We start from the raw sequence: 24,547 nt of genomic DNA, 5'->3' as shown, positions 1-24,547 counted from the left end.
TGACCGGGCGGCTCGCAGCAAGAATCACAGCTGGTAGCCACTCATGACCCTGGGCTACCTGCCGCGCGTGCAAGGAGTATGACCGTGGGCATTTCCGAGGCGGCCGACCGCGCCGACACCTTCGTCCCGCACCGTTTCACCGAGCAGCTGGTGGACCTGGGTGAGATCCGCATGAACTACGTCGCCGAGGGCGACCCCAGCGCCCCCGCGCTGCTGCTGATCCCCGCCCAGGGCGAGTCCTGGTGGGGCTATGAGGAAGCGATCGGGCTGCTCAGCTCGCAGTTCCAGGTGTTCGCGATCGACCTGCGCGGCCAGGGACGCACCACCTGGACCCCGGGCCGCTACAACCTGGGCACCTGGGGTGCCGACGTCGAGAGGTTCATCGACCTGGTCATCCAGCGTCCCGCGATCGTGGGCGGGAACTCCTCCGGCGGGATCATCACCGCCTATGTGGCCGCCTACGGCAAGCCCGGCCTGGTCCGCGGCGCGATCCTGGAGGACCCGCCGCTGTTCGCCTCCCAGGGCGCCCCGCCGTACGGGCCCGGGATGATGCAGACGCTCGGGCCGATCTTCGCGCTGTGGGCCAAGTGGCTGGGCCCGCAGTGGTCGATCGGGGACTGGACCGGCATGGTCAGGGCCGCCCCCGAGGAGCTGCCCGCCTTCCTGCACCCGGGCATCGGCTTCATGATGGGCGACGGCGACCCCGAGGCCGGCGCGTCCCCGACCCCGGTGCAGCACCTGAAGGAGTACGACCCCGAATGGGGCCAGGCGTGGGCCACCGACACCGCCAACGCCGGAGTCGATCACGCCACGATGCTCGCCCAGGTGAAGACCCCGGTGCTACTCACCCACCACTTCCACATGACCGACCCCGACACCGGGCAGCTCATGGGCGCGATGACCGACATCCAGGCCGCCCAGGCCCGCCGCCTGCTCGAATCCACCGGCCAGCCGGTCACCTTCACCCCGCTCGACGCGCCGCACACCATGCACGAGCCGATGGCACAGCAGTACGTCGACGTCATCACCGACTGGATCAAGACCCTGGCCTGACCCGAGAACCGCAGCACCAGACCTCGGCCACTGCCGCGCAGCGGCCGAGGCTCACCAGGACGCCCCACCACACAATCGAACAGCGCACCAGTCGGGTGCTGTCGAAACTGATGGACATCCGCTGCCGGATCTCGCGAACAAAGCCAGCACGGGCGTGGGCGGGGCTCATGTCGTCGTACGGGGCGCTGAAGGCGGCGGACAGCTGGCCGGCCCGCGCCGGGTCGTAGCGGACGGCGCGGAACGGATGGAGCCGTACGGTGGTACGCGCCTTCCGCGACGGGACGGCCGTCAAGGTTCACTCCCGGATGTGGGCATGGCGGCACGGGGGAGGGCACGTCGTGGGCGCCCGCCCCCTGTCTCCGGCGTCAGGTCAGGCGGTCACGGGCTGCGGCCGGGTCTCGGCCGGTGTTTCGGTGAGGCGGCCGGTGCGGTGCAGGCCGTACAGGGCGGCGGCGCACGCCAGGCCGAGCGCGGTCAGCGCCAGCCAGGGCAGGGCGGAGAGGCCGGCCTTGCGGGCGGCGTCGAGCGCGGCTCCGGTCAGGAGGTTGCCCAGGGTGATGCCGACTCCGCAGATGGTGTTGTAGAGCCCGTAGTGCGTGGCGACGAGGCGGTTCCCGGAGAGCCGGACGATGGTGTCCATCTCGAAGGGGTACGCGATCATCGTGCCCACGGCCAGGAGCAGCGCCGCGAGAGTCGGTGGTACGGCGGCCAGCAACCACAGCCCGATGCCTCCGCTGGGTACGGGAACCGCAGTGGCGGCGAGGAGAGGTACGAACGCCGCGCCCATGGTGAGCAGTCCCCAGGTGAGGGCGCGGCCCGGCTCCACGCGGGCTTTGCACCAGGCGGTCACCTTCGTCTGGAAGAGGATGGTGCTGAGCCCGGAGACCGCGAACAGGACGGCGACGGCCGCCGTGCTGAACTGGCCTTCTCCGCCGAGGCGTCGGACCTCCAGCGGAAGGGCCAGGTAGACCTGGAAGGACATGACGTACGAGCCGATCATGGCCACGGAGAAGAGCAGGAACGGGCGGTTGGTGAGGATGCCACGCCACTCGGCGAGCACGCTCTGCCCCTCCTTCTCCTTGGTTTCCTTGGCCCGGCGGGCCGGGAGAGCGCGGATCTGGACGACGCTCAGGACGGCGAAGACTCCGGCCGCGACGAGGCAGGTGACGCGGAAGTCCACGCCGGTCAGCACCATGCCCACCAGCGGGCCGAGCAGGATGCCCGCCTGGTAGAAGACGTTGAACAGGGCGAACGCCTCGACCCGGCGCTCACCGGCGTCGGCGGCGAGATAGGCGCGGGTGGCGGGATTGAACAGGGCGCCGGCCAGGCCCGTCGCCGCGGAGGCGGCGATCAGCGCGGGTACGGAGTCCACCAGGCCGAGGGTCGCGAAGCCGACGGTCCGCAGGACGAGGCCGGCGATGATCATCGGCTTGTAGCCGAGCCGGTCCGCGAGAGTGCCGCCGACCAGGAACATGCCCTGCTGACTGAAGTTCCGCATGCCGAGGATCAGCCCGACAAGCCAGCCGGCGAGGCCCAGAGGCCCGGCGAGATGCGCTGCCAGATAGGGCATCAGCATGTAGAAGCCGAGGTTGATGGTGAACTGGTTCACCATCAGCAGCTGCACGCTGCGGTCGTACGAACGGACTTGGGTGATCGTGCCCTTCATCAGACCTGCTCCTGCGTGGAGTCTGCGAGGTCCTCGTCGTTCAGGCCTGCGTCTGCGTCTGCGTCCGTGTCGGTGAGCGTGAGGGGGTCGACCACGGTGGCGCAGCGGGTCCAGCGGGTGACCTCCTTCTCGTCGAGGCGGCCGACGACGTCGGGCTCGATCGCGGGGGGCCCGTCGAGCAGACCGTGGGCGGCGCAGTAATCGTCGTCGTACACGGTGCCGAGGTAGCGCTGCGGGCCGTCGGGGAAGATCGCGGCGATCCGTGCCTCCTTGGGCAGCGAGCGGGCGAGCCAGCCTGCGACCAGGGCGACCGCGCCGACGCTCCAGCCGCCGGTGGCGTAGTGGGAGGTGGCGAGCTGACGGCAGGACCACACCGCCTCGCTCGGCGCCACCCAGTGCACCTCGCTGAACTGCTCGTACGCCACGTTTCGGGGGTAGATGCTCGATCCGAGCCCGCGCATGAGCCGTGTGCGCGCCGGCTGGCCGAAGATCGTCGAGCCGATGGTGTCCACTCCGACCAGGGTCAGGTTCGGATAGAGCTGGCGCAGGACACGGGAGACGCCGGCGGAGTGCCCGCCGGTGCCGACGCTGCACACCAGGACATCGATGTGGCCGAGTTCGGTGGCGAGTTCGAGGGCGAGCGGTGTGTACGCGGTGGTGTTGTCCGGGTTGTTGTACTGGTCCGGGCACCAGGACCCGGGGTGCTGTGCGAGGAGCTGGGTCACGCGGTCGCGGCGGGCCTGCTGCCAGCCGCCGGTCGGGTGCGGTTCGGCGACCACGTTGACCTGGGCGCCGTACGCGGTCAGCAGTCGGCTCATGGACAACTCCAGGCCCGGGTCGGTGACCAGGGTGACGGGGTGGCCGTACACCATGCCGGCGAGGGCGAGGCCGAGCCCGAGGGTCCCGCTGGTGGACTCGATGATCCGGGCGCCTGGGCGCAGATCGCCACGGGCGCGGGCTCGTTCGGCCATGTGCAGGCCGGGGCGGTCCTTGATGCCGCCGGGGTTGAAGCCCTCCAGCTTGGCCCAGAAGCCGCGGCCCGTGGGGGCGAGCGGCTCCGAGATGTGGAGGAGCGGGGTGTTGCCCACCAGCCCGGAAAGGGCGGAGCGGGTGGGGGGCGTGACGTCTGCGGTCGAGGAGTTCATGTTCCGCTCTCATTTCGGTGGTGCGCGTCGAGTACTCGTTCGGGAGGGCGGCCGCGTCGCACGCGGCCGGGGGCCGAACGGTCTAGATGCGCCACCGGCAGACGCGGATCTGCGTCGAGCGACCTGATCCCGCTACGGACGCTGGGGCACAGGGCGGAGCACGTAGCTCGGTGGCCGACGCGGTCGGGGTGTCGCCGAGGGATGAGGCAAGCGCGATGGCGTCGGGCACGTGCCGCGTCGCGGCGAGGGTCTCCGGGACGACACCCGCCGAAGAACAGTTGGCGCCGTGGCCGTGGTGGCCGTGCCGTGGTGACCGGGCTTCGGCGCGGTCGGCATGGAGACCGAGCGCGGTCGTCGTGACGGTCGCTCTTTCCACCGTGGTGTGCCCGGCTTCGCCCCCAGGTGTGAGGCAGAGGAAGACCGACAGCATCAGGGCGCCGATCACAGCGGCGATCAAATGGTTGTTGGGATGGCGAGACACAGTTCCTCCGGGCGGGGCCGCACCGTCTCGGCTCCTGGCGACAGGAGGGAGCGGTACCCGTGAGAGATATGGGTCATGGGGGGGCAGAACGCGCCGCTCGTCTCGCCGCCGGGCACACAAGCACGCGGGTGTGTGGGGCGGAAGTGAACGACGGCAGGGCGTTCTACACCTGAAGAACCGTCGAGCCTCTCGGGGCGGCGGACGGTGTTGCGTTGGCCTCGACCACGCGGACACGGGCCTGGACGCAGGGCTCGGAAGAGCAAGGCGCATCGGGCTGTCGCGCGGCACACGGCGTAGTGGGCGCCGGTGTTCCCTCCGACGGTCCCGGCGAGCATTCGTGTGCCGGGTGCGCCGGGTCGAGATCGCCGGAGCTTTCCTTGATGCTGTGGGAGACGCTGGTCAGGGAGAGCGACGCGGTAACCGCGGCCCCGTCCATGCCCATGTGCACTCCATGCCCGGCCAGGAGCCCGAACAGGAGCGCGGCCAGGCCGAGCAGCCGTCGCAGCCTCGCCGAAGGGCGGGATTGCGACGCACGTGAGCGCGACCGGGCTGTAATCACGCCGTTATCTTAACCATCTCTTCGGGGCGGTTCGGAATTCCACCAGAAACATGGCGTGAATAAGTCGTGTGGCCGCTCGCTCGATTGTCCGATTTGGAGGAATCGGACAGTTTCTTACTAAGCAACTAAGGAATAAATTTACGACTCAACAAAGCTCGCTCACCGTCTGGGTAGCGGAAATGCGACCGTCGCGGCAGGGGTGTTGTCCGCCCTCGACGTCGGACTGGTGTACGTCTTCCTGCTCGCGGTCAGCGAGATGCCGAAGGACCTCCCGGCCGGGGTCGTCCGGCGGTTCCATATCTCTCGCGCCCGCGCCCTGGCGCCCCCTCCGCTGTGCGCGTCAGCCGATGTGTACGCCCCACATGAAGGGCATGCCGCTGCGGGCGATGGACTCGTAGCGCACCTGTGCGCCGGGCTTGGGCGAGTGGAGGATCTGCCCGTTGCCGGCGTAGAAGCCGACGTGGCTGAGGTCGCTGCGCATGATGACCAGGTCACCGGGCTTCAGGGCGCTCAGGGAGTTGATGCGCGTCCCGGCGCCGGCCTGTGCCTGGGCAGTCCGGGGTATCGTCACGCCGACCTGGCGGTATGCCCAGGACGTGAGCCCCGAGCAGTCGAACGACGCCGGGCCGCTCGCGCCCCAGACGTACGGCATGCCGACCCTGCTCTTGGCGGCGGCGAAGGCCGCGGCGGCGCGCTCGGAGGCGCTGGCCGCGTTGCCGAGCTCGACCCGGGCGCTCGCCGGGTCCGCCCGGTCCTCCTTCTGCGCGATCCGGGCCCGCTCCCTCGTCGAGAGGGTGTTGAGGAGGCGCTGGGCCTCGCGCAGTTTGCCCTGGATCTCCGTCTTCCGCTTGCCGAGTTCCTTCTCTGTGGAGTCGAGGTCGCGCAGCTTCTCGGACGCCTCCGCACGCTGCTGTCGGAGGGTCCGCTGCTGGGCGAGGAACTGCTGCAGCGCGGCAGTCTGCCGGTCGCCGGCCCGGTCCAGGGCGGATGCCTTCTCCAGGTAGGTGCCGGGATCCTCGGAGAGGAGCAGCTGGAGGGTCGGGTCGAGACCGCCGGAACGGTACTGGCCTGCGGCCACTGCGCCGATCCTGTCGCGGAGCTCGTTCAGCTCGCCCTGTTTGCGCGCCGTTGAGTCCTGGAGGGACTGCACTTCCTTCTTGAGCGCGTCGGACTTCTCCTTGGCCCCGTTGTACTTCTCGGTCGCCTGCGTCGCCTGCTCGTACAGACGGTCCACCTGCGCCTTGACGCCCTTCTTGTTCGGGTCGGGCAGGGGGTCGGCCGAAGCGGCCTGGGTGGACAGGGCCACGGCCGCCGCGGCGGTGGCGGTGATGACGCCGGTGCAGCGCGGACTGGACTGCTTCGGGCGGCGGTGGGAGGCCACTGTGGAGCTCCTTCTTCCTCGACCGCCGACGGCCTCGGCGTGCGGCGGGCACGGCGGCGTCTCCGTCGCCGCCCCGGGCGGGCGGCCGACTGTGCGAAGACCCCGCGAATACTAATCTGCTTAGAGACTTAGTCTCAATGAGGGTTCGTGCAACGCGGTGTGAGAGGCGCCATGAACGGCCCGCGGGTCGGTGCGAAAGCCCCTGTCGTGAGCGACTCACGATGATCCGGTTCCTGTGCACGACGTAGGGACCGCTCGTGACTGGTCGGCTCACGCGGTCGTGTGACCTTGCCGCTGCGGAGCGCGATGTGCGATTCGGCGAGGTGCCGCTGGACGAACGGGCGCTACGGCAGGCCGGGGAGGTGGCTGCTGCCCTGCCGCGAGCCTCACTGCGCCAACTCGGCGCCGTTGCCCTCCGCCGTCAGAGGCTCTCCGGGAAGTGGCAGGCGACCCGGCGGGTCCCGCCCGGGGCGTCGATCCGCAGCAGCGGGGCCTCGGTACGGCAGACCGCCTGCGCCTTCGGGCAGCGCGGGTGGAAGGTGCAGCCGGGCGGTGGAGCGGCCGGGCTCGGCGGGTCGCCGAGCAGGGTGATGCGCTCCCGGGTCCGCTCGGCGACCGGGTCGGGCAGGGGCACGGCGGAGAGCAGGGCCCGTGTGTAGGGGTGCGCGGGGGCCGCGTACACCCGTTCCTTGTCCCCGATCTCGACGATCCGGCCCAGGTACATCACGGCGACCCGGTCGCAGACCCGCTTCACGACGGAGAGGTCGTGGGCGATGAAGAGGTAGGCGAGGCCGAGTTCGCGCTGGAGGCGCTCCATCAGGTTGACGATCTGGGCCTGGACGGAGACGTCGAGGGCGGAGACCGGTTCGTCGGCGACGACGAGCCGGGGGCCGGTGGCCAGGGCGCGGGCGATACCGATGCGCTGGGCCTGGCCGCCGGAGAACTCGTGCGGGTAGCGGTCGATGTGTTCGGGGATGAGGCCGACCAGTTCCATCAGCCCGGCCGCTCGCCTGCGCGCGTCGGCCGCCGAACTGCCCTGCACCAGCAGCGGATCGGAGATGATCCTGGCTACCGTCTGCCGCGGGTTGAGGGAGGAGTGCGGGTCCTGGAAGACCATCTGGAGGTCCTTCCGGAGCGGCTTCAGCTCGCGCTGCGACAGATGCCCGATGTCACGGCCGTCGTAGCGGACGGAACCTGCGGACGGCTCCAGGAGGCGGACGATCGTGCGCCCGGTGGTGGACTTGCCGCAGCCCGACTCGCCCACCAGGCCCAGCGTCTCGCCGGCCGCGATGTCGAAGCTGACGCCGTCGACGGCCCGGATCGGGGCGGCGCGTCGCCGTCCGGGATAGGTGGTCGTCAGCTCCCGTACGGAGAGGAGGGGTTCGGCATTCGTGGGCTTCATGGGGCGACGCCTTCGTATGCGGGGAAGTGGCAGGCGACCGGGTGCCCGGCAGGTCCGCCGAGCGCGGGGCGCTCGGTACGGCAGCGGGAGCGCTCGTCGTCGGGGGCCTCCGCGGCCCGTGGACAGCGAGGGGCGAACGCGCACCCGGGCGCGGGGGCGAGCAGGGACGGCGGGCTGCCGGGGATCGCCCGCAGCGGGACGTCGTCGCGGTCGTCGAGGCGCGGCAGGGAGTCGAGCAGTCCTCGGGTGTACGGGTGGGCCGGTGTGGCGAACAGGGCGTCCGCCGGGGCGTGTTCGGCGGCCCTGCCGCCGTACATCACCAGGACGTCGTGGGCCACTCGGGCGATGACCCCGAGATCGTGCGTGATCATCACGACGGCGAGAGCGCGCTCCTCCTGGATCTGGGCGATCAGTTCCAGGATCTGGGCCTGGACGGTGACGTCGAGGGCCGTGGTCGGCTCGTCGGCGATGAGGAGTTCCGGTTCGCAGGCGAGCGCCATCGCGATCATCACGCGCTGGCGCATGCCGCCGGAGAACTGGTGCGGGTACTCGCGGGACCGGAGCCGCGGCTCGGGGATGCCGACCTCGGCGAGTGCCTCGACGGCCCTTTCCCGGGAGGCCTTGCGGCCGCTGCCGAAGTGCACCCGGTGGTGCTCGGCGATCTGCTCCCCGACGGTGTAGTACGGGTGCAGGCTGGAGAGCGGGTCCTGGAAGATCATCGCCATCCTCCGGCCCCGTAGCCGGTTCAGCTCGCGCTCGGGCAGGCCGACGAGTTCCTGGCCCGCCAGGGTGATGGAGCCGGTGACCTCGGCGCCGGTGTGCAGACCGAGCACGGCGAGCGAGGTGACGGACTTGCCGGAGCCGGACTCGCCGACGATGCCGAGGGTCCGGCCGTGCCGGACGTCGAAGGAGAGGGTGTCCACGGCCCGGACGGGGCCGCGCGGAGTCGGGAAGGTGACGGAGAGGTCCCGCACCGAGAGCAGCGGTGGGGTGTCGGTCATCAGTACCTCACTCGCGGGTCGACGACGGCGTACAGGAGGTCGACGGCCAGGTTGGCGACGACGATGAAGGTGGCGGCGAGCAGGGTGACGCCGAGGATGACCGGCTGGTCGCCGGTGGACAGCGCGCCGTAGAAGAGCCGCCCGATGCCGGGCAGTCCGAAGATGGACTCGGTGATGACGGCGCCCGCGAGCAGGCCGCCGAGGTCCATGCCGAAGATGGTGAGGATCGGCGTCATCCCGGCCCGCAGACCGTGCTTGACGACCACGGTGCGGCGTGGCAGGCCCTTGGCGCGGGCGGTGCGGATGTACGGCTCCGCCATCGTCTCGATCATCGAACTGCGGCTCTGCCGCGCGTACATGGCCGCGTACAGGATCGCCAGCGCCAGCCAGGGCAGCAGCAGGTTCGACGCCCAGCCGAGAGGGTCGGAGCCGAAGGGCGTGTACTGCGGATAGGGCAGCAGCCCGGCCACCCGGATCAGGCCGTAGATCAGCACGACCGAGGTGAAGTAGACGGGCAGGGAGGCGGCGGCGACCGCCCCGACCATGAGGGCGCGGTCGGTCAGGGTGTCCTTGCGCAGCGCCGCCGCGACGCCCGCGGAGAGTCCGAGGAGCAGCCAGATCGCGGCGGCGCCGAGGGCGAGCGAGGCGGAGACCGGGAGCCGGTCGACGAGGAGGTCCCACACGCCCTGGCTGTTCTCGTACGAGTAGCCGAGGCAGGGGAAGTCGCAGTGCAGGGCGTACTGGCCGCTGCCCATGGTGCGGCCGGTGAAGATGCCGGTGGCGAAGTCGGCGAACTGCCGCCACAGCGGCCGGTCCAGGCCCATGTGGGTCCGGATCGCCTCCAGGCGCTCCGCGCTGCACGACTTGCCGCAGGCCGCGGCGGCCGGGTCGGAGGGCAGGACGTAGAAGATGGTGAAGGTGACCGCGGCGATGGCGGCGAGGACGCCGACGACGCCGAGCAGCCGACGGCCGAGATAGAGGATCACTTGCGGCTTCCCCTCGGGTCGAGGATGTCGCGCAGCGCGTCTCCGAGCAGGGTGAAGGCGAGCACGGTGAGGAAGAGGCAGAGGCTCGGGACGATGAAGTACATGGGGTCCGTGTCGTAGTAGGCGACGCTCTCGGCGATCATCTGTCCCCACGACGGCGTGGGGGGACGGACGCCGACGCCGAGGTAGCTGAGGGCGGCCTCGGTGCTGATCATCCCCGGGATGATCAGGGTCGTGTAGGCGATGACCGGCCCGGCGACGCCCGGGAGGATGTCCCGGGTGAGGATGCGCCAGGCGCCCGATCCGCCGACGCGGGCCGCGTCGACGTACTCGCGGTGCTTGAGCGACAGGGTCTGGCCACGGACGACGCGGGCGATGCCGGGCCAGCCGAACAGGCCGATGACCAGGGTCATGAGCACGATCCGGTTGACGTCCCGGGCCACCGACATCATGGCGATCATGAAGATGAGGGACGGGAAGGACATCGTCAGGTCCATCAGGCGGGAGAGCACGGTGTCGGTGCGGCCGCCGAAGTAGCCGGACGCGATCCCGGCCGCCACGCCGGCGACCACGACGATCGCGGTGGCGGCGAAGGCGATGAGCAGGGACACCTGGGCGCCGTGCACGACCCGGGCGAACAGGTCGCGGCCGGTGACGGGTTCGACGCCGAGCCAGTGCTCGGAGCTGACCCCGCCGAGCGGGCCGATCGGGAGGCCGCCGAGGTAGGGGTCGACGGCCGTCTTGTCGAACTCGTGGGGGCCCCAGCCGCCCAGCGCACTGAGCAGCGGGGCGGCCACGGCCATGACCACGAAGAGGGTGATCACGGCGAGGGAGATCTGCACGGCGGGGCGGCGGCGCAGTTCCGCGCGGGCGAGCTGCCAGGGGCCGCTGCCCGCGCGCTGGGGCGGGGAGATGGTGGGCATGGCGGGGGCCCTCAGCTCCCGCTCGCGGAAGGGTTCTTGAGGCCGACCGTCGCGTAGTCGATCTGCCCGCCGAAGGAGGTGTGGCCGAAGGCGCCGGCGATGTTGGTGCCGAGCAGCAGTGGCATGCGCTCGACCACGGCGGGCGCGGTCGGGGCCTTGCCGAGGATCTGCCCGTCCAGCTCCTGCCAGGCCTTGTTGGCCCGCTTGGCGTCCGCCATGGCGGCGATCTCGTCCATGCGCTTCATGGTGGGCTGGTCACGGAAGAGGGAGTGGTTGCCGGAGTTGCCCTTCTCCTTGATGTAGCGGCCGTCGAAGACGAACGGCAGGAAGGTGGAGCCGGACGGGTAGTCGGGGCACCAGCCGGTGTAGACGAGGTCGGTGCGGTTCTTGGTGTCGCCGATCGTGTCGTAGAAGGCGGAGGGGTCGACCGTCTCGATGGTCACCTTGATCCCGGCGCGGCCCAGCGACTGCTGGACCGCCTCGGCGACGCCCTTGTCGCCGTTGGACACGGTGATGCTGGTGGAGAAGCCGTCGGGCTTGCCCGCCTCCTTCAGGAGCTGCTTGGCCTTGGCGACGTCCCCGGCCGGCGGGATGTCGAGGGTGTCGGGCTGCTTGCCGCCGTCGAAGAGGGAGCCGGGCATGAGGGCGCTGGCCGGGTCGTTGAGCGCCGGGCCGCCGGAGGCGGTCAGGACGGCCTCACGGTCGAGGGCGTACTGCACGGCCTGGCGGACCTTGACGTGGTCGAAGGGGGCCCGGCCGGTGTGCATCTGCACCATCTCGGTGCAGTTGGTCGACTCGGCGAGCAGCCGCGCCTTCACCTCGGGCCGGGTGAGCACCTTCGGGGTGGACTCGGGACGCAGCTTCCCCCAGGACACGGCCGAGGCGTCCGCGCCGGAACTCGCGATGAGCCGGTCGTCGATCTGGTTGCCCTTCAGACCCATGGTCACGACGATCCGGTCCGGGTACGCCTTGCGGACCTGGTCCGTCGCCGGGGCCCAGTGGGTGTTGCGCACGAGGACGAGCTGCTTGTCCCGGGCGTACGACTCGATCTTGTACGGGCCCGAGGAGAACGGGCGGTTGTCGTACTGCGGCCCTTTGTCCCGGGCCTTGGGCACCGGGGCGAAGGTGGGCAGGACCGTGGCGTAGGGGAACTCGGCGAAGGGCTTGCGCAGTTCGAAGACGATCGTGCGGTCGTCGGGGGTCCTGACGGAGTCCAGGTGCCTGCCCTGGGCCGGGCCCTGGTAGCCCTCGGCCCCGGCGAGGTAGCGGGCCGCGTAGTCGGGGCCGCCGGGCAGGTCGGGGGAGAAGGAGCGCTCGACGTTGTATTTGACGTCCTGGGCGGTGACGGGGGTGCCGTCCTCGTACTTCAGGCCCTTCTTCAGGCGGAAGGTCCAGGTCTTCGCCCCGTTGGAGGAGGTACCGAGGTCCTCGGCCAGGTCGGGTATCAGCTCGCCGCCCTTGGGCCCCGGTTCGGCCTTGTACGTGACAAGGGTGCGGTAGAGCAGTCGGGTGCCGAAGTCCATGTCGCCCATGACCCAGTTGCGGGCCGGGTCGAGATGGGTGAAGTCCTGGTTGGACAGGACGGTCAGGGTGCCGCCCCGCTGCGGGGTCCCGCCGACCGTCGTGCCGTTGTTGACGGTCACCGGGTTCCCGCCTGCGCGGCCGCCTGCCTCTTCGCCGCCAGCGCAGGCGGTCGTGCCGAGAGCGAGGGCCGTCACCAGGGTGGTGGCGAGGGCGGTGTTGCGTGCGTTTCTGTCCATCAGGAGGTCACTCCGCATGCCGTCGGAAGCCACAGTGCGGCTGGAATATGACCTGTAACATAGTAATGTGAAATTGCACTGACAAGGTGTCGGGGATGCCGTTACCCATCCGTGTCCGAGGCTCCTCCGGGGCTCGGGTGCCTCCCGGTTCGACAGCCGCCAAGGGTCTTGGCAGACGCGGTGCAATGTGAAATGTTACTGCCGTGCTCACGAGAAACAGCTCGGATGTCATCGTCATCGGCGCCGGCGTGGTCGGCGCGGCCTGCGCCTTCTACGCCGCCCGAGTCGGCCTCGCCGTCACCGTCGTCGACCGCGGCTCCGTCGCGGGCGGTACGACCGGTGCGGGCGAGGGCAATCTCCTGGTCTCCGACAAGGGGCCGGGCCCCGAGCTCGAACTCGCCCTCCTGTCCGCCGGACTGTGGCGCGAACTGGCAGATCTCCTGCCCGAGGGGATCGAGTACGAGCTCAAGGGCGGCCTCGTCGTCGCCTCCGGCGAGGCCGGGATGCGCGCCCTGCGCGACTTCGCGGCAGGGCAGGCGAAGGCGGGCGTCACCGCCCAGGAGGTGTCGGCGGACCGGGTCCGTGAACTGGAGCCCTGCCTGGCCCGCGGCCTGCCCGGCGGTTTCCTCTATCCCCAGGACGCCCAGGTCATGCCCGCGCTCGCCGCCGCCCACCTGCTGCGCGCGGCCGGAGAGCGGGTACGCGTCCGGCTTGGCGAAGCAGTCGTCGGCCTGCTCACCGGCTCTGCCGGGGAGGTGCGCGGGGTGCGTACGACGGCCGGGGAGATCCACGCGCCGCACGTCGTGAACGCCGCCGGGACCTGGGGCGGTCGGATCGCGCGGATCGCGGGGGTGGAGCTGCCCGTGCTGCCCCGGCGGGGCTTCGTCCTGGTCACCGAGCCGCTGCCGCGTGTGGTGCGCCACAAGGTGTACGCGGCCGACTATGTCGCGGACGTGGCAAGCGGATCGGCGGCGCTGCAGACCTCCCCGGTGGTCGAGGGCACCCCGGCGGGTCCGGTCCTGATCGGAGCGAGCCGGGAGCGGGTCGGCTTCGACCGGACGCTCTCGACCGAGGTCGTGCGTCGCCTCGCCGCCGGGGCCACCGCGCTCTTCCCGGTCCTGGCCACCGTACGGGCGATGAGGGCCTACGCAGGCTTCCGGCCGTACCTGCCGGATCATCTGCCGGCGATCGGGCCCGACCCGCGGGTTCCCGGACTCCTGCACGCCTGCGGGCACGAAGGGGCGGGGATCGGACTGGCGCCGGCGACCGGCCTGATCATCGCGGCCTGCCTGGCAGGCGGGGAACAGCCCTTCGACATAAGGCCGTTCAGACCGGAGCGATTCGATCCGCCGGTGCCGTGAGTCCGTGCCGCATCACCAGTCGCACGTACGACCCGAGAGGAGGCCCCGTGGCCCGTACCCCCGCCGACCTGGTCGGGGCACAGCCCGATCCGCCGTTCGAGATCACCTTCGACGGACGTCCTGTCGTCGTCCTGCCCGGTCAGACCGTCGCCGCCGCCCTGTGGGGCGCCGGCATCCTGGCCTGGCGCACCACCCGCGGCGGCGGCCGGCCGCGCGGCGCGTTCTGCGGCATCGGACAGTGCTACGACTGCCTCGCCACGGTCAATGGCGTGCCGGGCCGCCGGGCCTGCCTGGTCCCCGCACAGCCCGGCGATGTGATCACGACACAGGAAGGGCACGGCCATGACCGACTTGGTGCCTGAACCGACCGGCTCTTACGACCTCGCGGTCATCGGAGCGGGTTCCGCCGGACTCGCCGGGGCCGTCAGCGCCTGTGAGCTCGGCCTCTCCGTCGCCTTGCTGGACTCCTCTCCCCAGCCCGGCGGTCAGTTCTACCGGCATCCCGCACCCGCCCTGGGCGCGGTGCGGCCCGAGGCGCTGCACCACGACTGGTCCGCCTTCTCCGACCTGCGACGCCGCCTGTCGGCCAGCGACATCGCCCATCTCACAGGCCATCACGTGTGGTCCGTCGTGCGGGAGGCCGACGATTCCTGGTCCGTGCACGCCGTCACCGGTGCCGACGGCACCGCGGAACGACCCGTCCGGGTACGAGCCCGGGCGCTGTTGCTCGCCACCGGCGCGTACGAGCGTCAGCTGCCCTTCCCCGGCTGGACGCTGCCCGGCGTCGTGGGCGCCGGAGGCGCCCAGGCCATGCTCAAGTCGGGCCTCGTGCTCCCCGGCCGACGCGTCGTGGTGGCGGGCAGCGGCCCCCTCCTGCTCGCCGTCGCCTCGTCGCTGGCAGCGGCCGGCGCGCGGGTGCCGGCCGTGGTGGAGGCGTCCGGATACGCGCGGTACGCCCGCCGCCCCCGGGCACTCCTGACCAACCCGCGGAAGGCCGCCGAGGCCCTGGTCCACAGCGCCGCCCTGCTCCGCCACCGGGTACGCCTGCGGCTGCGCAGCGCCGTCACCGAGGTGCACGGCACCGACCGAGTCGAAGCCGTCACCGTCACGCGCCTCGACCGGGACTGGCGGCCCGCGCGGGGGGCGGGCCGCCGGATCGACTGTGACGCGCTCGCCGTCGGGCACGGGCTCGTTCCCCAGATCGAGTTGGCCACCTCGCTCGGCTGCGCCACCCGCGTTCTGCCGGACCGCACGCTGGGCCTCGCTCTGGACGACCTCCAGGAGACCTCCGTCCGCGGCCTGTGGGCGGCGGGGGAGACCGGAGGCGTGGGCGGAGCCGAACTCGCCCGTACCGAAGGGGAGCTGGCCGGGCGAGCGGTGGCCGCGCGACTGCGCGGCGGGCGGGGTGCCGGTGCGGGGCGGACCGCCGGGCTCCGGCGCCGCCGGGACCGTATGCGCGCCTTCGCCGACGTCATGGCCGCCGCTCACGCTCCCGGCCCCGGCTGGACCGCATGGCTCGACGACACCACGGACGTCTGCCGTTGCGAGGAGGTCACCGCGGGGCGGGTCCGTGAGGCGGTCGCGGACCTCGGGGCGCGGGACGCACGGACGGTCAAGCTGCTCACCCGGGCGGGCATGGGCTGGTGCCAGGGGCGGATGTGCGGGACGGCCGTCGCCTGCCTGGCAGCCCGCGACGGCCGGGGCGAACCACCGGCCGAGCGCCGCCCGTTCGCCGTGCCGGTTCCGCTGGCGACGCTCGCCGCGCTCGACGAGACCACGGCACCGGGGACCGCGCAGAGCAAAGCCCCGTAAACCGGATGCCCGCAGACCGAATGCCCGCAGACCGAAAGCCCTTAGACCCGAAGCTCTTTGGGCTGACAGTCCCGCGAGGGCCGCATCGGTCCCTCGTGCGACTGAGCAAAATGTCACACGCTATCGAAAGGTCCTGACATGACCACCACCGGCTGGAACAGCGCCCGCCCCTGGCGCGGCATCATGGTCGCCACCACCCTCCCCTTCCGCGAGGACTTGTCCGTCGACTACGACGCCTATGCCGAGCATGTGGCCTGGCTGATCGCCAACGGCTGCGACGGTGTCGTCCCCAACGGCTCGCTCGGCGAGTACCAGACCCTCACCGACGCGGAGCGGGCCCAGGTCGCCCGTACCGCCGTCGAGGCGGCGGGCGACGGCGCGCGGGTCATGCCGGGCGTCGCCGCCTACGGCAGCGCCGAGTCCCGGCGCTGGGCCGAACAGGCCGCCGAGGCCGGCTGCGGCTCGGTCCTGCTCCTGCCGCCGAACGCCTACCGCGCCGACGAGCAGGCGGTGAGCGCGCACTACGCGGAGGTGGCCGGGGCCGGCATCCCGGTCGTCGCGTACAACAACCCCATCGACACCAAGGTCGACCTCACCCCCGGTCTGCTGGCCCGGCTGCACACCGAGGGCAGCATCGTGGCCGTGAAGGAGTTCAGCGGCGACGTCCGCAGGGCCTACGAGATCGCCGAGCTCGCCCCGGAACTCGACCTCCTGATCGGTGCCGACGACGTCCTGCTGGAGCTGGCGCTGGGAGGCGCGGTCGGCTGGATCGCCGGCTACTCCAACGCCTTTCCCGCGAGCTGCGCCGAGCTCTACCACGCCGCGGTCGCCGGTGATCTCGCCACCGCGCTGCCGCTCTACAAGTCCCTGCACACGCTGCTGCGCCGGGACTCGAAGACCGAGTTCGTGCAGTCGATCAAGCTCTCCATGGACATCGCGGGCCGCCGAGGGGGCCCCACGCGCCCGCCCCGGTTCCCGCTCACCGGCGCCACGCGGGCCGGAGTGCGGACCGCCTCCGAGAAGGCCGTCGCCGACGGCCACCGCTGACGGCCGCTGACGCGCCCGACCGACGGACCCGCGCCGGCCTCCACGGTCGGCCTGGGCCCGGTCCTCCGACCCGTTCGCCCAACGCCCGAAAGGAAGTCCATGCGTACCCGTCATGTCTTCCACGCCGTCGACTCGCACACGGAGGGCATGCCCACCCGTGTGATCACCGGGGGTGTCGGGGTGATCCCCGGTGCCACCATGGCCGAGCGCCGCCTGCACTTCATGGAGCACCTGGACCACCTCCGTACGCTCCTGATGTACGAGCCGCGCGGGCACGCTGCGATGAGCGGCGCGATCCTCCAGCCGCCCACCCGGCCCGACGCCGACTACGGCGTGCTCTACATCGAGGTCTCCGGCCTGCTCCCGATGTGCGGCCACGGCACGATCGGCGTGGCCACCGTTCTCGTGGAGACCGGCATGGTGCCGGTGACCGAACCGGTCACCACCGTGCGGCTCGACACCCCGGCCGGGCTGGTCGCCGTCGACGTACAGGTGGAGGACGGGGCGGCGAAGTCCGTCACGCTCACCAACGTCCCGTCCTTCTCCGTCGCCCTGGACCGCAAGGTGACCGTCCCCGGAACCGGCACGGTCACCTACGACCTCGCCTTCGGCGGCAACTTCTACGCCTTCGTCCACCTCGACGATCTCGGCCTGCCGTTCGACCGCGGCCGCAAGGACGACCTCCTCGCGGCCGGACTGGCGATCATGGAGGCGATCAACGCCTCACCCGGGCGGCCTGTCCACCCGGAGAAGCCGGAGATCGCCGGGGTCAAGCACGTCTACCTCGCCGCCCCCGGCTCCGACGCACGCCACTCCCGGCACGCCATGGCCATCCATCCCGGCTGGTTCGACCGCTCCCCGTGCGGCACCGGCACCTCGGCCCGGATGGCCCAGCTCCATGCCCGAGGCGAGCTGCCGCTCGGCACCGACTTCGTCAACGAGTCCTTCATCGGTACCCGCTTCACCGGACGGCTCACCGCCGAGACCGAAGTAGGCGGCCTGCCCGCCGTCGTCCCGACCGTCACCGGCCGCGCCTGGATCACCGGCACCGCCCAGTACTTCCTCGACCCGGACGACCCCTTCCCCGGAGGCTTCCTCCTGTGACCACCGCCTCTTCCACCCTCACCTCCAGCAACCCCGCCGACCCGTCCGACGTGCTCCTGCGGATGCTGACACCCGGCGCCTTCGCGGCGGCCGACGCCGTAGAGGGGGCCCGTGCCGCCCAGCCGGGCTGGCTGCACGCGGGGGCCGCCGCCCGCTCGGCCGCCCTGGGCGCGGTCGCCGCCGCTCTCGACGAGGCGGCCGGCGAACTGGCCGCGCTCGCCGTCCGCGAAGTCGGCAAGCCGCTCACCGAGGCCCGAGCCGAGATCGCGCGCGCCGCCGCGATCTGGCGCTACTACGCCCAGGCCCCCTACGAGGCCGTGGGCGCCGTGCACGAGCCCGGGGCCGGCAGCGGGCTCCTCCTGACGCGCCGCCGCCCGCACGGCGTGGCCGGGCTCATCACGCCCTGGAACTTCCCCTTCGCCATCCCGAGCTGGAAGGCGGCCCCCGCGCTCGCGGCCGGGAACGCCGTCGTCCTCAAGCCCGCCCCCGAGGCCACCGCCTGCGCCCAGCGCCTCGCTGAGATCGTCCACCGGTCCGTTCCCGCAGGCGTGTTCACCGTCCTGCCCGGCGGGGCTACCGAGGGCAACGCGCTGGTCTCCGCCGCGGACGTGGTCTCCTTCACCGGCTCCACCCCCGTCGGGCAGGGCGTCGCGCGAACCGCGACGGCCCGGGGCATCCCGGTCCAGGCCGAGATGGGCGGCCTGAACGCGGCGATCGTCCTGCCGGACGCCGACATCGAGCAGGCGGCAGGCCACATCGCCGCTGCCATCGCCGGTTACGCGGGGCAGAAATGCACCGCCACCGGCCGGGTGATCGCCGTCGGCGCCGCCCTCAGGCCCCTGCGGGAGGCGCTCGCCGAGGCGCTGCGGACCCTGCCCGTCGGTGACCCGTCCGACCCGGCGACCGTCTGTGGTCCGCTGATCGGCGAGCGGGCCCGCGACCATGCCGCCGAGGCGTGGCGGGGACTGTCCGTACTCGCCGGAGGCACCGTGCCGCCCGGCCCCGGCTGGTACGCGGCACCCACCCTGGTCGAGAAGGTCTCCCCGGGGCACCGGCTGCTGCGCGAGGAGGTCTTCGGCCCCCTGGCGGCCCTGCTGCCGGCCGACGACCTCGCCCACGCGGTGGGAATCGCCAACTCCGCACCGTACGGCCTGGTCACCTCGGTACACACCGCCGACCTGAGCACGGCCCTGGGCGCTCTCGACGCGCTCGACACCGGGATGATCCGGATCAACGCCCCCACCACGGGCGTCGACTTCCATCTGCCGTTCGGAGGCACCAAGGCGTCCAGTCACGGCCCGCGCGAACAAGGTCGGGCCGCCCTGGAGTTCTACACCTCCAGCCGGACCTACACCCTGTCACCTGCCTGAGCAACGTGACATTGTACGGTGGCGGTCCGGACCGGACGGAAGGATCACCACCGCCATGGGGCACCTGACCTGCCGCGACCTCAACGCCTCCCGGGAGCGGCTGCGCGACCAGGTCGCCCACGCCCTGCGCGCCGCCCTGATCTCGGGCGAGCTCAGGCCCGGAGCGGTGTACTCGGCGCCGACCCTGGCCGAGGACTTCGGCATCTCCGCCACCCCCGTCCGCGAGGCGATGCTCGACCTGGCTCGTGAGGGCCTGGTCGAGCCCGTCCGCAACAAGGGGTTCCGCGTCACCGAGGTCGACGATCGTGACCTCGACCAGTACACCGAGATCCGCGCCCTCATCGAGATCCCGGTCACCGGCCGCGTCACGCGCACCGCGACCCGCGACGAGTTGGAGGCGTTGCGGCCGCTCGCCGAGGAGATCGTGCGCGCCGCCCGCGGCCGCGACCTCATCGGCTACCTGGAGGCCGACCGGCGCTTCCACCTGGCGCTCCTCGGCCTCGCGGGCAACGAACGGCTCGTCGAGACCGTGGGCGACCTGCGCAAGCGGACGCGCCTGTACGGCCTCACGGCACTCGATGAGCGAGGTGAGCTCATCCCGTCGGCCGAGGAGCACCTGGAACTCCTCGACGTCATGCTCACCGGCGACGCCGAGGGCGCGGAGGCGTGCATGGCCCGGCACCTGGGCCATGTCCGCTCCCTGTGGGCCAAGGGCGAGCGACCGGCTGAGGCGTAGCGCGCGGCTAATGGGCGGCTGAGGTCTCCCCATGCCCAGGGCGGCGCACACTGCAATGCAATGTCACACGTCACTGACTCGGCCTCCATCGGCCGCGGAAGGGATACATGAACCCCGCCTACGCCACCGTCGACCACACCTTCACCGTTCCCGTGGACCACCGGGCCCCCGGCGGACCCACCATCGAAGTCTTCGCCCGCGAGGTCGTCGACCCCGCCCGCGCGGACGAGGAACTGCCCTGGCTGCTGTTTCTCCAGGGCGGCCCGGGCAGCAAGTCGCCCCGCCCGTCCGCCGGTTCGCCCGGCTGGCTGGACCGGGCACTGAAGACCCACCGCGTGCTGCTTCTCGACCAGCGCGGCACCGGTCGCTCCACCCCCGTCACCGCCCGCTCCGCCGCCCGATTCCCCTCCCCGGACCAGTTGGCCGCGTACCTGTCCCACTTCCGCGCCGACGCGATCGTCGCCGACGCGGAACTGATCCGCCGACGACTCTGCGGAGACACTCCCTGGGAAACCCTCGGCCAGAGCTACGGGGGCTTCATCACCCTCACCTACCTCTCGCAGGCCCCCGAGGGCCTGCGGGCCTGCTACGTCACCGGTGGCCTGCCCGGCCTCACGGCCACCGCCGCCGACGTCTACGCCCGCACCTACCCCCGCGTCCGCGACCGGGTCCTCGACTTCTACGCCCGCTACCCCGAGGGCGCCCCCCGCCTGGGGAAGATCGCAGGCCTCCTCGCGACCGGTGACGCCTGCCTCCCGAACGGGGACCGGCTCACCCCGCACCGCCTCCGTACGCTCGGCCTCATGCTCGGCATGGGCGACGGATTCGAGCGCCTGCACTGGCTGCTCGACGAAGCCCTCGGCCCGGACGACGCACCGACCGACACCTTCCTCCACCAGGTCATGACTCTGACGGGCTTCACCGACAACCCGCTCTTCGCCGTCCTGCAGGAGACCCTGTACGGGCAGGGCGCAGGCCCGACCGACTGGGCGGCCTCCCGGGCCCTCGACGACTTCCCCGAGTTCGCCGCGGACGCCGACCCCCTGCTGCTCACCGGCGAGATGATCTACCCCTGGATGTTCCGCGAGATCACGGGCCTCCGCCCCTTCGCCGACGCCGCCGACCTCCTGGCCGCCCGCACCGACTGGCCGCCCCTCTACGACCCTCACCGCCTCGCCGCCAACGAGATCCCCCTCGCCGCGATCGTCTACCACGACGACATGTACGTCGACGCCGGCCTCTCGCTGCGCACGGCACGCGAGGTCGGAGCCACCCGCGTCTGGGTCACCAACGAGTGGGAGCACGACGGCGTCTCCGCTTCCGGCGGCCGCGTCCTCGCACGCCTGATGGACCTGGCCGCGGGCCGTGCGTGAGCCCCCGCCCGCCGGCTGCACGCAGCTCGACCTCGCGGCGTTCGAGCCGGGCCGGACTTTCACCGATCCGGACACGGGGGTCCGGATCAGGGTCCGGGCAGGCGGACCGGCGGGGGACGTGGTCACGCTCACCCATACCTGAGGAGGACCTGACCCGCGCTGTTCCCGGGACCGACCGCCCAGGACCGGCGCGGCTGACGAAGCACGCCGTGGCGTCCCGCTCGTCGCCCTGTGCCGCAAGCCGCCGCTGAGGTTCAGGCGAGGATGAGGGGGAGGGCGGTCAGGCCCCGGGTGAGGCGGGTCCGGCGCCAGGTCAGGGCTTCCGCGGGGATGGCCGGGCGTGTGTTCGGGAATCGGGTCACCAGGGTGCGGAGGGCGATCTCCGCCTCGGCCCGGGCCAGGGGGGCGCCCGGGCAGCGGTGGATGCCATGGCCGAAGGAGAGGTGGCCCCCGGCGTCGCGGTCGAGGTCCAGGCGGTGCGGGTCGGGGAACTCCGCCGGGTCGCGGTTCGCGGCCCCGGGGGCGATGAGCACCGGGAAACCCGCCGGGATGTCGACCCCGCCGACGCGCAGGTCCTCCGTGCTGTGACGGAAGGTGGCCACGCTCACCGGGGAGTCGAAGCGGAGCAGTTCGTCCAGGGCGCCGGGGATCAGGTCCGGGTCCCGGCGCAGGCGGTCGAACGCCTCCGGGTGCCGGAGCAGGGCCAGGACGGCGTTGCCGATGAAATGGGTGGTGGTCTCGTGCCCGGCGACCATGAGGAGGGCGGCCAGGGAGACGGTCTCGTCCCGGTCGAGGCCGCCCGCGTCGCAGTCGCGCAGGAGGGAGTGGAGCGGGCCCTCGCCGGGGGTGGCGCGGGCCGTGTCGACGAGGTGGGTGAGGTAGTCGCCGATCCGGTGCGACGCGGCGTCGACACGGTCGGTGTCGGTCGCGTCGAAGAGGTCGTGGGACCAGCCGGCGAGCGTGGCGCGGTCGGATTCCGGCACTCCCAGCAGCTCGCACACGACGGTGACGGGCAGGGGTACCGCCAGGTCCGCCACCAAATCGACCTCCGCGCCCGGCCGCCACGCGGTCATGAGGTCGTCGACGACCCGGGTGATGTACGGGCGCAGTTCCCGGACGCGTCCGGTGGTGAACAGGGGTGTCGCCACCCGCCGGTGGCGGGTGTGCGCGGGTGGGTCGCTCGCCAGCATGTTGCGGGAGATCGCCGGGTGCAGGTCGCGGTTCGAGGGCCGGTCGGCGAAGAAGCGCGCCGTGTCCTTGGACAGGCGGGGGTCGGTGAACGCCTCGCGGGCCTCGGGGTGGCCGGTGATCAGGTACGCGTGGTGTCCGCCGGAGCCGGTGGGGACGCGTTGCACCGGGCAGCCTTCGCGCAGCCGGTCGTAGGTGGGGTAGGGATCGGCGAAGAAGCGCGGGTCACGCAGGGGGTCCCGCCGAGGCGCGGTCACGAGGCCGCTCCCGCGCCCGCGTTCGCGGGTACCGGGCGCCGCGCGTAGGCGTCCGCCACGAGCAGCAGCCACGCGGTCTCCGCCGGGAGGTCGCCCTTGCGCGAGCGGGTGCCGGCAGCGGGCGGGGCCTCGTCGCCGTCGGGGGCGAGTCCGGCGCGCTTCGCGTCGACTGCCGCGGCGATGACCGCCGCCTCCACCTCGGCCTCGCCCTCGGGGGTGTCGGCCGCGCCCCGGCGGGCGACCTCGGCGGCCGCGGCGTCCCGTACCGATGCTTGACGGTACCGGCGCAGGGCCAGCACGCAGTCGTTGATCTCGATGACGCGGCGGTGCAGGTGGAAGTCGAGGTCGGGGGCGTCGGCCCCGGTGTTCCCCGGGTCGAGCACGACCTCGGGGACCGCTGCGGTGACCTCCTGCCACAGCGCTTCCAGCGCGGTGAACGAGTTCCGCTCCCAGCGACGCCGTCGAAGTTGGCTGAGCGGCCACAGCAGGGCGGGGAGGGCGAGTCCGACGGTCATGAGGAGCACGGCGACGGCGGGTGCGGTCACGCTGAAGGCGCAGCGGAAGGGGGTCAGCGGCGTCGAGCACCGGGCGCCGTCGGGAACGAGCCCCAGGCCGAGGCCGATGGAGATCAGGGCGAAGAGCTTGTACGCGGCGTAGACGAGGGCGAAACCACAGCCCACCGAGGTCGTGCGCAGGCCCCAGCGCTGACTGCGTCGGGTCGAGCGTTTGGACTGGGCCCAGGTCTGCAGCAGGAAGTCCTTGGCCGTGTACCCCAGATAGGAGATGTAGATGAGCACGTAGCACGCGTACAACGCCGGGTTTCGCCCGGTGAGCTGTTCGGCGACGAAGAAGGCGGTCATGCCGGCGACGGAGATCGCGAGGGCGATGACGCGCAGTCGGATCTGGCGGTGGGCGCTTTCACGGTCCAGATTGAGCTGGAAGAGGAAGGCGAGGACCGAGGTGGCCGCCGTCAGGGTGAAGGTGTTACTGAGGAGTCGGGCGACGTGAGGGACCACGGATTCCACCGCGCGTTCCACGGCGGGGGCGTAGGAGGCGAAGGCGAGGGCGAACGAGGTCAGAAGCGCCGCCATCGCCCAGGTGCCCGTGGGGCGGTGTCCACCGCGTCCTCGCACCCAGTAGGCGGCGAAGCACAGCAGCACGACGGCCGTGCCCGTGAACAGGATGTTAATCATTTCGGGTGGCGCTTCTTCCTGTGCGGCTTGGCGAACAGTGCGTCCCAGCTCTCGGCGCCGCTGGCGGGCCGGCTCGACGGGCCTTCGCGTCCCCGGTACATGAGGTGTCGGATCACGCTGGCCATCACCTCGGCCTCGCGTTCGTCCTCGCTGGAGTAGCTGGTCCGGCCGGACATGCGCTGAACGAGGGTGGGGTCGAACCCGATCGCGCTCAGGGTGTCCTGGTCCAGTTCCAGGCTGCCGGGGTGGTCGCAGACGATGTGGCTGATCTCGTGGGCGAGGATGTGGTTCTGGTGGAGGGGGGAGGTGGCCTCCTCGTAGAACAACAGGTCGGCGTCCGGGGTCTCCAGACGGATGCCGCACGGGGCGTCCAGGGCGCCCAGGGTGCTCAGGGGGCGCAGGATTATGGGGCGGCCACGCTGTTCGGCCACGGCGTCGCGGAGGTCGCGGGTGCTGAAGCGGTGCGGGAGCCGAAGCGCCTCGACGCGTGCCTCGCACGCGGCGCGAAGCTGCTCAAAGTCCATGTCCTCACTCTGCTGACGCCAGTCGGGGGTGGTCGGCCGGGGTGGATCTCCCCCTGGAAGCCCGGTGCGAGCGCCCCAATGCTGACATGTTCGCGACTCTGCTTCGAGTGCGGGGTGCAGCCCGCGAGGTGCCGTGCGGACCAGGATGCCGGGCTTGTCCCGGGAAACGCCTGATACCCCCCTGGCGATGAGCGCCGCAGGGGGGTGTCGTTCCGGGGCGGTGAT

22 protein-coding genes are annotated in these 24,547 nt (G+C 71.8%); 9 read left to right on the top strand and 13 right to left on the bottom strand.

Annotated features, from left to right (window positions below):
• Positions 1 to 84: 84 nt before the first annotated feature.
• The gene (locus CIB93_RS26005; protein WP_096630314.1) at positions 85 to 1,053 is read left to right on the top strand and encodes an alpha/beta hydrolase; all 969 of its coding nucleotides are present in this window, start codon (positions 85 to 87) and stop codon (positions 1,051 to 1,053) included.
• On the opposite strand, the gene CIB93_RS26000 is transcribed toward CIB93_RS26005, so the two are convergent.
• From CIB93_RS26000 to CIB93_RS25960, 10 genes are all read right to left on the bottom strand, one after another.
• The gene (locus tag CIB93_RS26000; RefSeq protein ID WP_096630287.1) at positions 1,037 to 1,345 is read right to left on the bottom strand and encodes a hypothetical protein; all 309 of its coding nucleotides are present in this window, start codon (positions 1,343 to 1,345) and stop codon (positions 1,037 to 1,039) included. The genes CIB93_RS26005 and CIB93_RS26000 overlap by 17 nt on opposite strands.
• 78 nt (positions 1,346 to 1,423) lie before the next feature.
• Positions 1,424 to 2,719 carry an MFS transporter gene (locus tag CIB93_RS25995; RefSeq protein WP_096630285.1) on the bottom strand — a complete coding sequence of 432 codons (1,296 nt, stop codon included), beginning with the start codon at positions 2,717 to 2,719 and terminating at the stop codon, positions 1,424 to 1,426.
• Positions 2,719 to 3,864 carry a PLP-dependent cysteine synthase family protein gene (locus CIB93_RS25990; RefSeq protein WP_096630283.1) on the bottom strand — a complete coding sequence of 382 codons (1,146 nt, stop codon included), beginning with the start codon at positions 3,862 to 3,864 and terminating at the stop codon, positions 2,719 to 2,721. The genes CIB93_RS25995 and CIB93_RS25990 overlap by 1 nt, the downstream gene beginning before the upstream one ends.
• Before the next feature lie 82 nt (positions 3,865 to 3,946).
• A complete protein-coding gene (locus CIB93_RS37515) occupies positions 3,947 to 4,345 on the bottom strand; it encodes a hypothetical protein (RefSeq protein ID WP_143660085.1) in 399 nt (132 codons plus the stop codon).
• Positions 4,346 to 5,244: 899 nt separating this feature from the next.
• Positions 5,245 to 6,285 (bottom strand): NlpC/P60 family protein, encoded by a 1,041-nt coding sequence (locus tag CIB93_RS25985; RefSeq protein WP_096630282.1) that lies wholly within the window; start codon positions 6,283 to 6,285, stop codon positions 5,245 to 5,247.
• Between the two features lie 421 nt (positions 6,286 to 6,706).
• Positions 6,707 to 7,687, bottom strand: coding sequence for an ABC transporter ATP-binding protein (locus tag CIB93_RS25980; protein ID WP_096630280.1), 981 nt, complete (start codon positions 7,685 to 7,687; stop codon positions 6,707 to 6,709).
• Entirely contained in the window at positions 7,684 to 8,688 is a 1,005-nt protein-coding gene (locus tag CIB93_RS25975) for an ABC transporter ATP-binding protein (RefSeq protein WP_096630279.1), read from the bottom strand. The genes CIB93_RS25980 and CIB93_RS25975 overlap by 4 nt, the downstream gene beginning before the upstream one ends.
• On the bottom strand, positions 8,688 to 9,674 hold the full coding sequence (locus CIB93_RS25970; protein WP_096630278.1) for an ABC transporter permease: 987 nt from the start codon (positions 9,672 to 9,674) through the stop codon (positions 8,688 to 8,690). Before CIB93_RS25970 ends, CIB93_RS25975 begins: the two co-directional genes overlap by 1 nt.
• Positions 9,671 to 10,597, bottom strand: coding sequence for an ABC transporter permease (locus CIB93_RS25965; protein WP_096630276.1), 927 nt, complete (start codon positions 10,595 to 10,597; stop codon positions 9,671 to 9,673). Before CIB93_RS25965 ends, CIB93_RS25970 begins: the two co-directional genes overlap by 4 nt.
• Before the next feature lie 11 nt (positions 10,598 to 10,608).
• Positions 10,609 to 12,357 (bottom strand): ABC transporter substrate-binding protein, encoded by a 1,749-nt coding sequence (locus tag CIB93_RS25960; RefSeq protein ID WP_179500249.1) that lies wholly within the window; start codon positions 12,355 to 12,357, stop codon positions 10,609 to 10,611.
• A 203-nt stretch (positions 12,358 to 12,560) separates the two neighbouring features.
• Between CIB93_RS25960 and CIB93_RS25955 the strand changes: the two genes are divergently transcribed.
• The 8 genes from CIB93_RS25955 (at position 12,561) to CIB93_RS25920 (ending at position 21,160) form a co-directional block, all read left to right on the top strand.
• The gene (locus tag CIB93_RS25955; protein ID WP_096630275.1) at positions 12,561 to 13,718 is read left to right on the top strand and encodes an FAD-binding oxidoreductase; all 1,158 of its coding nucleotides are present in this window, start codon (positions 12,561 to 12,563) and stop codon (positions 13,716 to 13,718) included.
• A gap of 47 nt (positions 13,719 to 13,765) precedes the next feature.
• Positions 13,766 to 14,080 (top strand): (2Fe-2S)-binding protein, encoded by a 315-nt coding sequence (locus CIB93_RS25950; RefSeq protein ID WP_096630273.1) that lies wholly within the window; start codon positions 13,766 to 13,768, stop codon positions 14,078 to 14,080.
• The gene (locus tag CIB93_RS25945; RefSeq protein WP_096630272.1) at positions 14,061 to 15,530 is read left to right on the top strand and encodes an NAD(P)/FAD-dependent oxidoreductase; all 1,470 of its coding nucleotides are present in this window, start codon (positions 14,061 to 14,063) and stop codon (positions 15,528 to 15,530) included. The genes CIB93_RS25950 and CIB93_RS25945 overlap by 20 nt, the downstream gene beginning before the upstream one ends.
• A 138-nt stretch (positions 15,531 to 15,668) precedes the next feature.
• Complete coding sequence (locus CIB93_RS25940; RefSeq protein WP_096630270.1) at positions 15,669 to 16,577, top strand: dihydrodipicolinate synthase family protein; 909 nt, start codon at positions 15,669 to 15,671, stop codon at positions 16,575 to 16,577.
• Between the two features lie 99 nt (positions 16,578 to 16,676).
• Complete coding sequence (locus tag CIB93_RS25935) at positions 16,677 to 17,681, top strand: proline racemase family protein (RefSeq protein WP_096630269.1); 1,005 nt, start codon at positions 16,677 to 16,679, stop codon at positions 17,679 to 17,681.
• On the top strand, positions 17,678 to 19,051 hold the full coding sequence (locus tag CIB93_RS25930; RefSeq protein ID WP_096630267.1) for an aldehyde dehydrogenase: 1,374 nt from the start codon (positions 17,678 to 17,680) through the stop codon (positions 19,049 to 19,051). The genes CIB93_RS25935 and CIB93_RS25930 overlap by 4 nt, the downstream gene beginning before the upstream one ends.
• Positions 19,052 to 19,106: 55 nt before the next feature.
• A complete protein-coding gene (locus tag CIB93_RS25925) occupies positions 19,107 to 19,787 on the top strand; it encodes a GntR family transcriptional regulator (protein ID WP_096630266.1) in 681 nt (226 codons plus the stop codon).
• 107 nt (positions 19,788 to 19,894) lie between these two features.
• Complete coding sequence (locus tag CIB93_RS25920; protein WP_096630264.1) at positions 19,895 to 21,160, top strand: alpha/beta fold hydrolase; 1,266 nt, start codon at positions 19,895 to 19,897, stop codon at positions 21,158 to 21,160.
• A 254-nt stretch (positions 21,161 to 21,414) separates the two neighbouring features.
• Here the strand turns inward: CIB93_RS25920 and CIB93_RS25910 are convergent, their stop codons facing one another.
• From CIB93_RS25910 to CIB93_RS25900, 3 genes are read right to left on the bottom strand one after another with little or no spacing between them, the layout of a single operon-like run.
• Positions 21,415 to 22,605: a cytochrome P450 gene (locus CIB93_RS25910; RefSeq protein ID WP_096630262.1), complete on the bottom strand. Its 1,191-nt coding sequence runs from the start codon at positions 22,603 to 22,605 to the stop codon at positions 21,415 to 21,417.
• The gene (locus CIB93_RS25905) at positions 22,602 to 23,798 is read right to left on the bottom strand and encodes an MAB_1171c family putative transporter (RefSeq protein ID WP_096630261.1); all 1,197 of its coding nucleotides are present in this window, start codon (positions 23,796 to 23,798) and stop codon (positions 22,602 to 22,604) included. Before CIB93_RS25905 ends, CIB93_RS25910 begins: the two co-directional genes overlap by 4 nt.
• Positions 23,795 to 24,322 (bottom strand): regulator component, encoded by a 528-nt coding sequence (locus CIB93_RS25900; RefSeq protein WP_096630259.1) that lies wholly within the window; start codon positions 24,320 to 24,322, stop codon positions 23,795 to 23,797. The genes CIB93_RS25905 and CIB93_RS25900 overlap by 4 nt, the downstream gene beginning before the upstream one ends.
• Positions 24,323 to 24,547: the final 225 nt, after the last annotated feature.

This window comes from Streptomyces sp. WZ.A104 (assembly GCF_002382885.1).
GTDB lineage: Bacteria > Actinomycetota > Actinomycetes > Streptomycetales > Streptomycetaceae > Streptomyces.
Note: the sequence above shows the minus strand (reverse complement) of the source record. Positions and strands in the feature narration are given on the sequence as shown.

Bases quoted from the DNA above. Each gene is read 5' to 3' on its own strand.
- CIB93_RS25995 (WP_096630285.1), bottom strand. From the start codon at position 2,719: ATGAAGGGCACGATCACCCAAGTCCGTTCGTACGACCGCAGCGTGCAG.
- CIB93_RS25990 (WP_096630283.1), bottom strand. From the start codon at position 3,864: ATGAACTCCTCGACCGCAGACGTCACGCCCCCCACCCGCTCCGCCCTT.
- CIB93_RS25980 (WP_096630280.1), bottom strand. From the start codon at position 7,687: ATGAAGCCCACGAATGCCGAACCCCTCCTCTCCGTACGGGAGCTGACG.
- CIB93_RS25975 (WP_096630279.1), bottom strand. From the start codon at position 8,688: ATGACCGACACCCCACCGCTGCTCTCGGTGCGGGACCTCTCCGTCACC.
- CIB93_RS25965 (WP_096630276.1), bottom strand. From the start codon at position 10,597: ATGCCCACCATCTCCCCGCCCCAGCGCGCGGGCAGCGGCCCCTGGCAG.
- CIB93_RS25960 (WP_179500249.1), bottom strand. From the start codon at position 12,357: ATGGACAGAAACGCACGCAACACCGCCCTCGCCACCACCCTGGTGACG.
- CIB93_RS25945 (WP_096630272.1), top strand. From the start codon at position 14,061: ATGACCGACTTGGTGCCTGAACCGACCGGCTCTTACGACCTCGCGGTC.
- CIB93_RS25940 (WP_096630270.1), top strand. From the start codon at position 15,669: ATGACCACCACCGGCTGGAACAGCGCCCGCCCCTGGCGCGGCATCATG.
- CIB93_RS25935 (WP_096630269.1), top strand. From the start codon at position 16,677: ATGCGTACCCGTCATGTCTTCCACGCCGTCGACTCGCACACGGAGGGC.
- CIB93_RS25925 (WP_096630266.1), top strand. From the start codon at position 19,107: ATGGGGCACCTGACCTGCCGCGACCTCAACGCCTCCCGGGAGCGGCTG.
- CIB93_RS25920 (WP_096630264.1), top strand. From the start codon at position 19,895: ATGAACCCCGCCTACGCCACCGTCGACCACACCTTCACCGTTCCCGTG.
- CIB93_RS25905 (WP_096630261.1), bottom strand. From the start codon at position 23,798: ATGATTAACATCCTGTTCACGGGCACGGCCGTCGTGCTGCTGTGCTTC.
- CIB93_RS25900 (WP_096630259.1), bottom strand. From the start codon at position 24,322: ATGGACTTTGAGCAGCTTCGCGCCGCGTGCGAGGCACGCGTCGAGGCG.